This window comes from Shewanella sp. WE21, assembly GCF_002966515.1.
GTDB lineage: Bacteria > Pseudomonadota > Gammaproteobacteria > Enterobacterales > Shewanellaceae > Shewanella > Shewanella oncorhynchi.
Genome location: NZ_CP023019.1, coordinates 175179 through 189163 on the forward strand (window position 1 = coordinate 175179; position 13985 = coordinate 189163).

General features: G+C 47.2%; 9 protein-coding genes and 3 pseudogenes. 8 read left to right on the top strand and 4 right to left on the bottom strand.

The window, feature by feature from the left end:
- Positions 1-59: 59 nt before the first annotated feature.
- On the top strand, positions 60-1604 hold the full coding sequence (locus CKQ84_RS00720; RefSeq protein ID WP_105249751.1) for a tryptophan halogenase family protein: 1545 nt from the start codon (positions 60-62) through the stop codon (positions 1602-1604).
- Positions 1605-1613: 9 nt separating this feature from the next.
- On the opposite strand, the gene CKQ84_RS00725 is transcribed toward CKQ84_RS00720, so the two are convergent.
- Complete coding sequence (locus CKQ84_RS00725; RefSeq protein WP_105249752.1) at positions 1614-2534, bottom strand: AraC family transcriptional regulator; 921 nt, start codon at positions 2532-2534, stop codon at positions 1614-1616.
- A 504-nt stretch (positions 2535-3038) separates the two neighbouring features.
- Between CKQ84_RS00725 and CKQ84_RS00730 the strand changes: the two genes are divergently transcribed.
- The 4 genes and pseudogenes from CKQ84_RS00730 to CKQ84_RS00745 form a co-directional block, all read left to right on the top strand.
- A complete protein-coding gene (locus CKQ84_RS00730; RefSeq protein WP_105249753.1) occupies positions 3039-4331 on the top strand; it encodes an MFS transporter in 1293 nt (430 codons plus the stop codon).
- Complete coding sequence (locus CKQ84_RS00735; RefSeq protein WP_105249754.1) at positions 4328-5170, top strand: ROK family protein; 843 nt, start codon at positions 4328-4330, stop codon at positions 5168-5170. The genes CKQ84_RS00730 and CKQ84_RS00735 overlap by 4 nt, the downstream gene beginning before the upstream one ends.
- The gene (locus CKQ84_RS00740) at positions 5167-7731 is read left to right on the top strand and encodes a family 20 glycosylhydrolase (protein ID WP_254053157.1); all 2565 of its coding nucleotides are present in this window, start codon (positions 5167-5169) and stop codon (positions 7729-7731) included. The genes CKQ84_RS00735 and CKQ84_RS00740 overlap by 4 nt, the downstream gene beginning before the upstream one ends.
- A pseudogene (locus tag CKQ84_RS00745) lies at positions 7704-8414 on the top strand (methyl-accepting chemotaxis protein); the annotation flags it as partial. The gene CKQ84_RS00740 and the pseudogene CKQ84_RS00745, both read left to right, overlap by 28 nt.
- Before the next feature lie 19 nt (positions 8415-8433).
- Here the strand turns inward: CKQ84_RS00745 and CKQ84_RS00750 are convergent.
- Positions 8434-9261 (bottom strand): annotated as a pseudogene (locus CKQ84_RS00750) (succinylglutamate desuccinylase/aspartoacylase family protein); the annotation flags it as partial.
- Between CKQ84_RS00750 and CKQ84_RS00755 the strand changes: the two are divergent.
- Positions 9262-9870, top strand: a pseudogene (locus CKQ84_RS00755) (RsmB/NOP family class I SAM-dependent RNA methyltransferase); the annotation flags it as partial. It lies immediately after the preceding pseudogene.
- A gap of 155 nt (positions 9871-10025) precedes the next feature.
- Here the strand turns inward: CKQ84_RS00755 and CKQ84_RS24130 are convergent.
- Complete coding sequence (locus CKQ84_RS24130; protein WP_263180925.1) at positions 10026-10160, bottom strand: hypothetical protein; 135 nt, start codon at positions 10158-10160, stop codon at positions 10026-10028.
- Here CKQ84_RS24130 and CKQ84_RS00760 point away from each other — a divergent pair.
- Positions 10159-10320 carry a hypothetical protein gene (locus CKQ84_RS00760; protein WP_006080915.1) on the top strand — a complete coding sequence of 54 codons (162 nt, stop codon included), beginning with the start codon at positions 10159-10161 and terminating at the stop codon, positions 10318-10320. The two genes, CKQ84_RS24130 and CKQ84_RS00760, sit on opposite strands and share 2 nt — an antisense overlap.
- Positions 10321-10557: 237 nt before the next feature.
- On the top strand, positions 10558-13680 hold the full coding sequence (locus tag CKQ84_RS00765; protein ID WP_105249755.1) for an NAD(P)-binding protein: 3123 nt from the start codon (positions 10558-10560) through the stop codon (positions 13678-13680).
- 42 nt (positions 13681-13722) lie between these two features.
- On the opposite strand, the gene CKQ84_RS23955 is transcribed toward CKQ84_RS00765, so the two are convergent.
- Positions 13723-13941: a hypothetical protein gene (locus tag CKQ84_RS23955; RefSeq protein WP_105249756.1), complete on the bottom strand. Its 219-nt coding sequence runs from the start codon at positions 13939-13941 to the stop codon at positions 13723-13725.
- Positions 13942-13985 lie beyond the last annotated feature (44 nt).

A 13985-nucleotide genomic window follows, 5' to 3' on the forward strand; every position in this document is an offset into this window, starting at 1 on the left:
ACAGCATAGCCGACCTTAGGGTCGGCTTTTTGCGTTGATAATGCAGAGGGGGATAAACCATGAAAGTGAAGCAAGCAATCAGAAAAATCATTATCTTAGGGGGTGGAACCGCAGGTTGGATGGCAGCGGCAGCCCTCGCGAATAACCCCGTATTTGCCGCCATTGAGCTCTGTTTACTGGAATCGGACAACATAGGCACCATAGGCGTTGGTGAAGGTTCAACGCCACACTTAAAACGCTTTATGGACAACTTAGGCATTAGCGAAAAAGATTGGATGGAACAATGCCACGCCAGCTATAAAACCGGCATCGATTTCATCAACTGGAATGGGGACGGGCAGCAATACTTTCATCCCTTCTATTTTCAAATGGATGTGAAACCCGCTGAAGTTTTCTTTATCAACGCCAATGCAAGACGCCGCGGTCATGGCAGTGCCGTTAAACCCGATGCGTTTTTCTCCAGCGGCGTACTGGCGAAACGCAATCTCAGCCCAAGGCCGAATAAAGCGTTGCCCTACGCTAACGAATACGGCTATCACTTCGATGCCACTGAACTGGCCAACTACTTAAAAGAATACGCTTGCCAACGCGGCGTAAAACACCTCATCGGCGATGTCATTGAAGTTTCAACAACCCAAAACCAACATATAGACGCCTTAATGCTGGCGAATGGCGAACGACTTAACGCCGACTTTTTTATCGATGCCAGTGGCTTTAGCGCTAAGTTGATTCATAAAACCCTAGGCGTACCCTTTCAATCCTTCGCCAATGAACTGCTCAACGACAGCGCCGTCACTGTTCCTGCATTAATGGACACCACTCAAACACAGCAAACCCATGATCTACAAAACCATGCATTGCAAACCCAAGCACAGCAAGCCAAGTACCATACCCGGGCAACGGCGCTCAGTGCGGGCTGGCTATGGCAAATTCCCCTCACCCACAGGCTTGGCAATGGCTATGTTTATAGCAGTCGCCACCTCAGTGCCAATGCCGCGGCCAAGGAATTGTTGCACAGTGTTAATCTGCCAGAATCAACCCAAGTACGGTTTCTCAAAATGCGGGTCGGTGTCAGTGACAAGGCTTGGCACAACAATGTACTGGCGATAGGACTCGCGCAAAGTTTTATCGAACCGCTCGAAGCCACGTCGATCATGATGACCCAATTCACCCTTGAAAAATTTATGTCGTTATTCGAGCGCTATCAATTGAATAAGCAGGCAGAGACCTTAAGTCGACAAACACTCAATCAGGCGGTCATGCAGTTAGTGCTCGGCATAAAGGATTATATTCAGGCCCATTATGTCACCAGCCAGCGCAGCGAACCCTATTGGTTGGCGGCGAGAAAAGTCACCATTTCCCAAAGGCTGACGCAACGATTGCAAGCTTGGTATCAAGGGGAAGACTTTGATTTACTGCTTTACCAATACGATCAGCAACTCGCCTACTTTCGCCCTTCTTGGTATGCGCTGTTAGCGGGAATGGATTACCGCGACCCAAAACTGAAGCGCCCATTTGAGCCGATTTCAGCGGAGATCACGGCGCAAGCGATACGCTACAGCCAAACCTTAGTGGAGCAGTATTTTCAGCCTAAGCATCCATGATAAGAATGGTTAAATTGCCCTTTGTTTACTGCTAAAGCACTGACGAAAACGACTCGGCGTGACACCTTTAAATTGAATAAAGCGCCGATTAAAATTGGATAAGTTATTGAAACCACACTGATCGCTGATGGTTGATATCGGACTTTGATTTGACAGCAGTAACTTGCACGCCTTAGCGATCCTGAGTTGATTGATAAACTCAGTTAAGGTTTTCTCGGTGCGTTTTTTAAAGAAGCGATGGAAATGATTGGTGCTCATGTGCGCTAACTTTGCCAAATCCTGTGCCGACAAGGCCTGAGTGTAATTGTCATAAATATGCTCAATCACTTTATCGAGCTTTTTCACGGTAAAGTCGAGTTTACTACCGTGGGTAAACAAGGTGCTCGACAAGAGTTCTTGCTGACTATCCTGTTGTAATAACGCTAATAATTCCAATAACAAAATATAGCGTCTAAAAGGATTGGCCGTCTCCATTTCGATAAACACACTATGGGCCTTACGCGCCGTTTCTTCACTAAACAACACACCCCGTTTGGCATGGGTCAAAAGTGAATGCAAAGACGCTAACTCACGTTGCTCATTTACAATTTGGTGTAGCCAGACCGCTGGAATTTGTGCCACATAAACAACTTCCTGCACTCTCGCATTCGAAGTGCCGTCTTTTACATTTGATATCTCGTCAGTTGAAACACCAAGGTTAGCCTCGGATTGCCAGCCGTGGGGCATGTCGGGACCTATGATCACTAAATCATAATCGCCATAACGGGCAATATGGTCGCCCACATAACGCATACCATAACTGTTGAGGGTTAAGCAGATTTCATACTCGGGGTGATAATGCCAGTTGAGATCCATGTGGTCCCATTCATAACGAAAGTAACGCCAAGAACTGTTTTCATCGGGGATCACTTTTTCACACAGAGGTTTCATCCATTAAACTCCAGTTGCTCATTCCTTTACCTTAGCTTCAATCAGCTCTTATAGTTCAACGCCATTCACTCAAGCTAGCCGTTATGCCAACCTGTTAAATTATTCAATTACTTAGACCTTATTTTTAATGCCAGCCTTGGCCTATCAGCGCGGCGAAATAGCTGTGCCACGCGCACTATTGTCTATAGCAAGCCAGCGTCACAGTGATACTCAACTCTGCTACTCCGATACTATTCTATCTAATGTTAATTAAAGGTAACTATTTTACAAGTAAACACTTTATCAGCAGAGGATAAAACATGGTTTTCTCTATGCTCATCCGCAGCAGCTATCTGCTGCCCACTATCTACAGCAAGTATTTACAGCACCTGATGTAATTCAGCCCAATCAGCGCGAACACAATTTGACTATGTGAGAATAGTATCGACAGAGGTGCCATTCGTATCACCACCAAGGCGAGCGTCAAGCCACAATGAATTTCACTTAATTCAATTGGCTAAGCACATGAAACACAAACTCATCATTCTGTTTGTCCTCTGTACTTTCTTTGTGATTTCCTTGATGACCAACAGCATGGGGCCGATTTTCCCTGCATTAATTGACAGTTATGCTATCGGCCTGACGTTGGCGGGGTTGTTTCCCTTTGCATTTTTTATCGCCTACGGAGTGACATCGATTCCTGCGGGGATTTTAGTAGACAAGTACGGTGAAAAGCGGGTGATCATCTTAGCCTTTAGCCTCGCGTTTATCGGCGCCGTGACTTTTGTGTGTCTGCCCACCTTTAGCATCGCCATGTTTAGCCTGTTTTGTATTGGCACTGGCATGAGTTTATTGCAGGTAGCAGTGAATCCCTTATTGCGACAAGCTGCGGGGCCAGAGCATTTTGCCTTTTTCTCCGTACTGGCCCAACTTGCCTTTGGCGGCGCCGCGACCTTAGCGCCGCTGGTGTATCAGCATTTTGTCGCCTTAGATCAAGCCAGTGCAGCATCAGCCAACTATGTGCAACAGCTATTGCCCGAGAACATGAGTTGGCTCGCCATGTACTGGTTATTTGCCGTGGTCGCACTCGCCATGGTGCTCTTTGCCAGCCTAGTGAAGATGCCCAAAGTGGATAAATTGGCAGATGAGTCGGCAGGTGCCCTCGAGACCCATTTACGTCTTTTCAAAGATAAAACCGTTTTGAAATTCTTCTTCGCTATCGCCGCCTACGTTGCGCTTGAGCAAGGACTTGCTAACAGTATCTCAGTATTTTTGTCACAATATCATGGTCTTGACACCTTAAGTGTCGGCGCCAATGTGGTTAGCGATTTTTGGTTTTACATGACGCTCGGCTGCCTACTCGGTTTACTGCTACTTAAACTTATCGACAGTCAGATCTTGCTGCTCAGTTTTTCCCTTAGTTCACTGGTTTGTTTTCTAGTGGCGATTTGGGGACCGAGCCAACTAGCATTAATTTGTTTCCCATTGGTTGGCTTTTTCATTTCTATCATGTGGTCGGTGATCTTCTCGCTGGCGCTCAATTCTCGCGCCCAAGATCATGGATCATTCGCTGGCATTCTCTGCACTGGCATTATCGGCGGCGCGTTTATCTCGCCGATCATTGGTGTTATCAGCGAGCTATCCGGCGAGTTACGGTTCGGGATGTTAGTGCTGTTAATCCCTATGGCTTACATAGGTTATGTCGCGCTAACGGCTCGCCCCTTGATTAAAAACACTACCCTGTTCTCAGCGAAAGCGGCATCAAAGGACGCCGTTCCTATGGCAACAAACAACACGAGAGGCAACAAGCTATTATGAGCGTCCTATGTTTAGACCTTGGGGGAACTAAACTGATGTTGGCACAGGTGGAAGGTAAAACCTTACTCGACACTTGGCGGTATCCCGTTCCCGCCGATGGCAATTTCGAACAGTTACTCGATTTCCTCGTGACCTGTATCCACAGCCACCTCACGCCTGAAACCTATGGTATTTCCATCGGGATACCCGGCATGGTGGATATGCACAGCGGCACTTTACTCGAAGTGCTCAACATCCCTGCGTTGACGGCAACGCAGTTAGCCCAGCAACTTAAAAATACCTTTGAAATGGATGTGGTTGTGAATAACGACGCTAACCTCTTTGCCCTTGGCGAAGCTGTGCTCAATCGCAATCAAGACATGCTCGGGATTACCTTAGGCACAGGCGTGGGCGCTGGGGTGATTTTTAATGGCCAGTTGTATTCGGGTAAACATTGCGCCGCAGGAGAAATCGGCAGTTTGAGTTATCGTGATAGCATTATTGAACATTACTGCTCTGGGCAATACTTCACCACTCATCATCAAATGAGTGGCGAGCATTTGTATCAAAAAGCCTGTGAAGGAGACAGCCAAGCGCTGCAAGCCTTCGCCCATTTTGGTGAACACTTGGCGCACATGATCGCCCAAACCTTACTGGTATACGATCCTAAAGATATCATCCTTGGCGGCTCAGTCAGCCAAAGCTTTCCCTTCTTTATTGAAGCGCTTAAACAGAAATTGCAAAGCTTAGTCTATGGCCCCCAACTGGCGGACTTGACGATTTCACCCAGCCAACATCACAATGCGGCACTCATAGGCGCGGCGCAGTGGTTTTTACAACAAAAGGACTCAGTTAAGTGAAAGGACTAACGAAAGGGAAAATAAAGTGGCAGGGGATTAAGACGGCCTTAGTCAGCGGCGTAATGGCAGTGCTTCCCGCGATGCCAGTGCTTTCAATACTTGCTATGCCATCAGTACAGGCAGCCAACGCCGTGCAGGAGGCAAATCATGTCGCGCTGAATCAATTGGCCGATAAGCTCCAATTAAATTATCAGCTAACCGCTAGTTATCTTGAAACCTGTCCCGCTAAAGAAGCCCAATGCTACCGCTCTGTCATTGAGCTAACCCTGCCCACTCAGTTATCCAACGACAAGTTATCTAACGAAGAGCTAAATCATGGCGACTGGCAAATTTATTTCAGCCAATTATCGCCCGTTTATTTCGTCGATGCGGGTGACTTTAGCATTGAGCATATCAATGGCGATTTACATAAAATCACTCCTAAAGCCAGCTTTAAGGGCTTCGTCGCCAATCAAGTTTATCGTATTGAGTTTTATAGCAAAGGCAGCCAAATCACCCGTTCCGAGTTTATGCCAAACTTCTTTATCGCTATGGGCGATAAGGCGCAGGTCATAAAGAGCACTCAAACAAGGCGCGATAAAGAAACAGGTTTAGCCGAGCAAGACTACCTGGCGCCTTTTAATGCCGAAAAACAATTCTTACTGGCAAAAAACGATGCAATCCCCTTTGCCGATGGCCAGTATTTAGCAGAGCAATATCAAGCCTTAGCCGCAGACAAAGCACCTGACATTAGCGGCAAACTCATCCCCACGCCACTTCATAGCCAAAGCCTAAACTCAGCGCCTTTATCCCTTGCTAAAGGTTATCAACTCACGGCTGCGACTGTCGATTTTAAGGGGCGGCAAGCGGCGTTTGATTACCTCGATCATTTAGGCTTTTCGGCCAAGGACAAAGGCACGCCGCTATTATTGCAACTCGATGCTCAAGCTCCTAAAGTCGCTAGCACTGGAGCCCATGATAGTGAAATTAAAAGCAGCGAAGCCTATCGGTTAACCATAACAGCTGAGCAAATCAGTATTCGAGCGGGCACTGAGGCGGGACTCTTCTATGGCCTACAAAGCCTAGCTGGGCTAATCAGTTTAAGTGAAGATCAACTCGTCGCCATCGATATTCAAGACCAGCCTCGCTACGCCTTTCGCGGCCTGCATATCGATTTAGCTCGTAACTTTCACTCGCTCGATTTTATTAAACGCATTATCCCACAGCTCGCCGCCTATAAAATCAATAAGCTGCACTTGCACTTAGCCGACGATGAAGGTTGGCGTTTAGCCATCCCCGGCTTACCTGAACTGACCGATGTGGGCGCAAAACGCTGTTTCGATTTAACCGAGCAAACCTGTTTATTGCCACAACTGGGCAGCGGCATAGCGGACGTAAACCCCGTCGATGGCTACTTAACCGTGGCGCAATACCAAGCAATATTACAACTGGCTGATGCTCACCATATCGAAGTGATCCCTTCACTGGACATGCCGGGGCATTCACGCGCCGCAATAAAATCCATGGAGGCGCGTTATCACCATTACCTCGCCAAGGGAGACAAAGCTAAGGCGGAGGAGTTTTTACTGACTGAATTTGCAGATAAAACCCAATATTCGTCGATTCAGTATTACCACGACAACACACTCAATGTGTGTCTGCCGAGCACCTATCACTTTATTGATACTGTGATTGATGAAGTTAAAAAGATGCACCAAGCCGTAGGCATTCCTTTAGTGCATTACCACATAGGCGCCGATGAAACCGCAGGCGCTTGGGTAGAATCCCCCGCGTGTATCGCAATGAAAAAACAAAAAGCCGATGAGTTAGCCGGACTGCATTCGCTCAATGGTTACTTTATCGAGCGAGTTGCGAACATGTTGGCAGAGAAAGGAATTATTGCCGCTGGTTGGAATGATGGCATGGGTGAAGTGCGCCCCGAAAACATGCCCGCCCAAGTGCAATCTAACGCTTGGTCGCAGATTTCAAACAACGGCCATCAAATCGCCCATAAGCAAGCAAATCTTGGATGGAAGATCGTTATCTCAACGCCAGAAGTCACCTATTTCGATTTCCCCTACGCTAGCCATCCAGATGAGCGCGGCAATCATTGGGCCTCGAGGGCACTAGACAGTTTTAAGGTGTTTAGCTTTATGCCCGATAATCTGCCCGCACATGCCGAGCGCTGGCACAATAGCTTAAATCAGCCATTTGTGTCGGACGATAGCCGCAGCCAACTCAAACCGAGACACCGTTTTTACGGCTTGCAGGGACATCTTTGGAGCGAAATGGTGCAATCGGACGAGCAAGCAGAATACATGTTATTCCCGCGCATGGTCGCCCTCGCCGAACGGGCATGGCATAAGGCTCCATGGGAATTAGCCTATGATTATCAAGGTAAAATCTATAGCCAGCAAACTCAACATTTTGCCCGCCAACTCAATGGCCAAGCCGAGCAAGTGCTCAAACAAGATTGGCAAACCTTCGCCGCGGTTTACGCCAATAAAGTGCAACCTAAGTTAGCAAAAGCGGGAGTTTTCTATCGCATAGCACAGAACAGATGTTTACTAGCTCAAATCTAGTGACAGAACAGGCCAGTGAGTCGGCGAGACAAATCAGTCAAGCCTCGAAATACGGTAATCAAGTGAAGCAAATTGCCGATGATAATCGCAATAAAATTGCCGAACTGAGCGCCCGTTTAAGTCGCTCAGTTGAAGTCATGTCTCGCTTGAGCATTCAAAGCGATAATATTGGCAGCATTTTAACCACTATTAGCAGCATTGCCGAACAAACCAATTTGCTGGCACTGAACGCCGCCATTGAAGCCGCCAGAGCGGGGGAACATGGTCGTGGTTTTGCCGTTGTGGCCGATGAAGTGCGATCACTTGCCTCACGCACCCAAGCCGCCACCGCCGAAATTCAAACCATGATCACGGCCCTGCAAAAAGAAACATCCACGGCAGCCGATGCAATTACTACGGGGCAAAATCAAGCAAATGAGTGTGTCGGACAAAGCCAAACCCTGCAGGATGCTATCGCTCACATAGAAAGCACCTTACATACCCTCAATAAAATGAGTCTAGAGATCACCCACGCCGCCCACGAGCAGTTAGATTACAGCCAACGGATTGAGTCGAGCATGAGTGAGGCGGCACAATCTGCAGACCAAAATGCCAATGAAGCTATGGACATGGCCAAACGCAGCAACGAAGTCACTCTGCTTGCCCATTCACTCACCAGCTCAGTAGAGCGGTTTAAACTGTAGAGGTAATGGGACCTAGATTCTAGGCATATTCCATCAGGAATTCATCGAGCTGTTCGTTGGCAATTTCAATCTCGTCACCTTCGAACTGGGCGATATGAAACATACCCTCACCTTCGTTAGTCACAGGGATATTACTTATTCCTATGATAATACCGTCAGTTGGCGCGCGAATGGCCACACTGTCACCGCCGTGGGGGCTGACGATATGGGCAATGATATAACCCTTAGTCACCCGCTGGCCGAGTTTAAGCTTCATATTCACTAAACCATCGGATTCACTGCGAACCCAATAACTGCGAATAGCACTGACACTCGCGCCTTTGTTACTCACTCGCCCTTTAAGCATATCTAAACTGCGCATCACATTGAGCACACCTTTGAGGCCAGATTTTATCGACAACTCGCTAAAACGTAACGCCTCTCCAGCCTCATATAAAATGCAAGGAATGCCCTGTTGATTAGCATAACCTCGCATAGAAACACTGCGCGCTTTAGAATGCATGATCAGCGGTGCACCAAAGGCATTCGCCATGGCGAGCATAGTCTCATCATTCGTATCACAGCGAATTTGCGGCAAATTATCCCTATGGACGGCCCCAGTATGTAAATCAATCACATGGGTTGCATGAACTAATAACTGAGTGGCAAACAGATTAGCTAAACGGCTTGCGAGCGCCCCTTTGCTAGAACCAGGAAAGCAACGATTTAAATCGCGACGATCGGGTAAATAACGGGATTGCTGAATAAAACCAAACACATTCACTATTGGCACCACAATTAACGTGCCCGTCAGATTCTTGGGATTCACTCTGGCTAATAAACGCCGACAAATTTCGATACCATTGAGTGTGCACCTGAATCCGATGCCCATTGGTGGGATGCCTGCAGTGGTGCTGGCGGCAAAACCCTGCAGCTGCGGTCTTTGATGCTGACCAAGGCTGCTGATAATCAAACACCCTCCACGGGCAGCATTATATCGTCAGATATTCGCTCCAATGCCCTAGAAGAACTGACTAAGCGTGCCCAAAGAGCCCACTTTAACGGTATTAGCGTGGCCCGGTGGAAGAGCGATTCCCTCCCCGTGCCAGCGGATCATTTCGACGGTGTGTTAGTCGATGCCCCGTGCAGTTGTACTGGCACTTGGCGACGTAATCCTGATATGCGTTGGTTGGATGGTGTTGAAGCCGCGGCCGATAAAGCCGCGTTACAGCTCGATATTTTAAGCCGCAGTAGCCGCGCAGTTAAAGCGGGCGGCGTACTCGTTTACGCCACATGTTCCTTGTCGCCGCTCGAGAACCAAGACGTGGTGACGGCGTTTTTACAGCAACATCCAGAGTTCACGCTCACGCCGATACGCCATCCTTTTACGGGTGAACAAACAGAAATGTTGACCGTATGGCCCTTTGAAGCGAATAGTGATGGTATGTTTGTCGCGCGTATGCTGCGCAGCAAGTAACACTAACTCATTATTTTGTATCAAAACTTGGCGCCTTTCATTCTGGGCGCCAGTTTCAATTATATAATATAATTCCCGATGATAATTACACTTATCCTTTAATTATCATAAAGATAACCCACTCATCCCCCATTAAAATCTCAGATACGGCCATTTCAGTGGCAAGATATAGCCTTTGGACAAAACTTTTCACCATCAGTGATGAAATATTTCGCTTTAGCTTCATCTCTCCTTTGGGTAAAAAGATCGGGTGCTGCGAATGGCACAGGTATTTTTGGAATTTTGACCATGTCACACTCCTATGAATTTGACGACGATGATGCGCCATGGGGCGATAACGTCAAAGGTAAGCAAAAGAATAAACGCGTGAAACAGCGCCGCAGAGATACTAAGCGACGTTACTCGGACGATAATACAGAGGTGGATTTCTACCAAAATAAATCGAAGTAACTAAATCTAAGTACCCTTGCTCTCACGGGTTTGTTTTACAAATTCGTTCTGTGCTAAACCTGCCAAATCTGAGCAAGTTGGATAATATCCAACTTGCTACTCAACCCCGTTATCACCTCTCAAATACTTCATCATTCCAGTGTAAAATCAATGGGCTTAATTGCTTATTTGCCCTATGCTTTTTGGGCTATAACTCCCAAATTATTGGACTTACACTGAAATTTAAGGATGAACGCCATGGAAAAACAGCGCCCCGACTTTATTTATCCCCAAGGCAGTATGTTGATGCACTCGCCCTTAGTGCTAAATAAAGCCGATATGTACGGTTTTTTTCTTAAGGGGAAACAGGAAAACCTGCAACGCTCTATCGATAAAACCCTGAATCAAGTTGCCGGCAGCGCAATGTATTTTAAGGTGCTGTCTCCCTACGTACTGACAACCTTCACTCAAATTGAAAAAGCATATTCCGCTTATCCAGAGGACAGAGCTAAGGGCTGGATCCAAGAAACAGACATCATCACTTGGATCATGGTCGGGCGCCAAGATAGCAGCGACAGTAAACAAATCAGCCAAGTGTATTTTCAGCCACTACACATTTGGGTAAACGATGCCATGGCCTTAATTAATGGCAGAGAACTCTTTGGTTATCCTAAGTATTTATGTGAATACACTATGCCAGCGGTTGGCGAGCCTCTGACGCGATTATCCCTTGAGACCAAAAGTTTTTTACATTTCTCACCCGAAACCGAACTTGCCCTGCATCCATTAATTGAAGTGAATTGCGATGCCAAACCCGAGGCACAGCTTTCAACCCTTGAAGCGATAACCCAAACTTGGCAACTCTTTAAAGAACAAACCGATTTTATTCCAGAACTTGACCAGCTTGGCGAAGAGCAGCTATTTCATCTATTATTTAAACCCGCTATCGATCAAGTATTTCTAAAACAGTTCCCCGACTCGTCAGGGCAAAAAGCTATTTATCAAGCCATCGTTGCCGCGCCAGCCCAAGTGAATAAAGTGCACAGTGTTGCCCTGCTAAAAAATGATTTTATCGCGACCATTTTTGATAATGCCAGCTTCCCGTTAAAAGATACGCTCGGGGTCGAGATTGGTGAGCAGCACGTTTTACTCCCTTACCATGTGAACTTCGATTTTGAAGTGCCGCCCGGCGAAGTATTAGTCGATAACTCCGAAATCAAAAAACAGAAAATAGCCATTCTCGGTGGCGGTGTCGCGGCAATGACAGCAGCCTGTTATCTAACCGACAAACCCGGCTGGCAGAATCAATATGAGATTGATGTCTATCAACTCGGCTGGCGTATCGGTGGTAAAGGGGCTAGTGGCCGCAATGCCGCTATGGGACAACGCATCGAAGAACATGGTTTACACATTTGGTTTGGTTTCTATCAAAACGCGTTTGCCTTAATGCGTAAAGCATATGAGGAATTGGATAGGCCAGCAAACGCGCCGCTTGCAACTTTTTTTGATGCCTTTAAACCGCATAACTTCATCGTCTTACAGGAAGACGTTGATGGCCGTTCTGTGAGTTGGCCAATCACTTTCCCAATGCTACCAGGCATCCCAGGTGATGGCACCGAAACCCTCACCTTCTGGAAAGTCGTTAAAGTCGCCTTTGCGTGGATCAAAGAATGGCTCAAAGACATGGATGACCTGCTCGATGCAGATGAAAATGCCATGGGAACACCTAAAAACTGGCTCGATAGCAGCTGGTTTGAACGCTTAAAAGATAAGTTAGAGGATTCGGTCGAAGATGCCAAAGAATCACTCGACGCGCTCGGTGATAAGCTTGAATGCCATTTTAATCAAATGATTGGCCGCGAGTGCGATGAGCATGTACACAGTGAAAGTGACGATGGTTTTGTAGAATCAGCTGTCGATGCCCTGCATCAAAGACTCGTGAAACGTTTTAGCGGACATTTAGATAATAATGACGAACTGCGCCACTTATATATAGCCGCCGATCTGGGCCTCACGATCCTCAAGGGCATGTTTGCCGACGATGTATTTGAAAAAGGCTTTGATGCCATCAATGGCTATGATTATCGCGAATGGTTAACCAAACACGGTGCAAGCCTTAAGTACACTGTCGACAGTGCGCCAGTGCGTGGTTTTTACGACTTAGTGTTTGCCTATGAGAAAGGGAACTTCGACAAACCCAATGTCGAAGCGGGCACAATTATCCGCGCTATGCTGCGTATTGCCCTGTGCTATCAAGGTGGCGTGATGTGGAAAATGCAGGCGGGAATGGGTGATGTTGTGTTTACACCTTTTTACGAAGTGCTCAAACGCCGCGGAGTCAATTTCCACTACTTCAATCGAGTTGATAATCTCGAATGCCGTAATCAAAGTATTCAAGCGATTGAGATCACTGAGCAAGTAGCTCTGGCGCCGACTGTCACAAACTATGATCCTTTGGTCGATGTTAAAGGTCTCGCTTGCTGGCCAAGTACGCCCAATTATGAGCAACTTGAGCCTGAACAAGCGGCACTGCTTAAAGCCCATAATATCAATCTTGAACACTTCTGGAGCGATTGGGACAGCGTGTATGAAACTCACTTTGGCAAAGCCCTGCCGAAAAAGCGTTTAGTCAAAGGCGTAGATTTCGACAAAGTGATCTTCGGTCTATCCATAGGTTCTGTGCCCCATGTGGCGAGTGAAGTCATGGCACAAAGCCCAGCCCTCAAGCTTTGCGTTGATAAGGTGCAAACTGTCGCCACTCAAGCCTATCAACTGTGGATGAACCAAGATCTGAATGGGATAGGCTGGCCTAATTACTCTGAAGATGGAGAGGAACCCGTATTATCGGGCTTCACCGAACCCTTCGATACTTGGGCATCGATGAACCAACTACTAGACAAAGAAGATTGGCGCGGCTTAGAACCTAAAAATGCCAGTTACTTTTGCTCGGCATTGCCTGTCGAGGCCTATCCACCAAGCTCGGATGTAGATTTCCAACAACGGAAAACCTTAGAAGCAAAAGCGGGTGCTATCCATCAACTCAATACCGAAATCCATAAACTTTGGCAAAATGTCGGTGATAGCTTCCCTTGGGAATGGTTACACGATGAACAAGACCGTCAAGGTGTTGCCCGCTTCGATAGCCAATATTGGCGCGCAAATGTAGACCCATCCGAGCGTTATGTCTTATCGGTTAAAGACAGCTCGCAGTATCGCATCACGACAGATGGCACAGGGATAGATAACCTGTATATAACGGGCGATTGGATAAAGACAGGCCTTAATGCGGGCTGCGTCGAAGCGGCGACGATGGCAGGAATGCACACTTCAAAAGCGATATCGGGTCATCCTGCGGTGATTAAGGGCGAAAAAGACTTCTAAGCTCGTCCTTAAATCTAGCTAAGTCGCAAACTTGGACACTGCTCAGTCCAAGCAAGATGAAGCTAATAAATCTAAGATAAAAACATAAACGGCGCAGATAAATTCTGCGCCGTTTATGTTTTCTAATGTTCTAATAATACCAATCGTATTAAATATCTGTTCATTCAGCGGGAGTTCAACGCGCTTTAGACAAGGCGAAGGCTTGAAGGCATAGTGGTGCTCTGTCGAAAGCCTTAAACGCAGTATAAAGCGCGTTGCCATGTAGTAAACATCAGCCGCCCTTCGGGAGCCACACAGGCATCCCA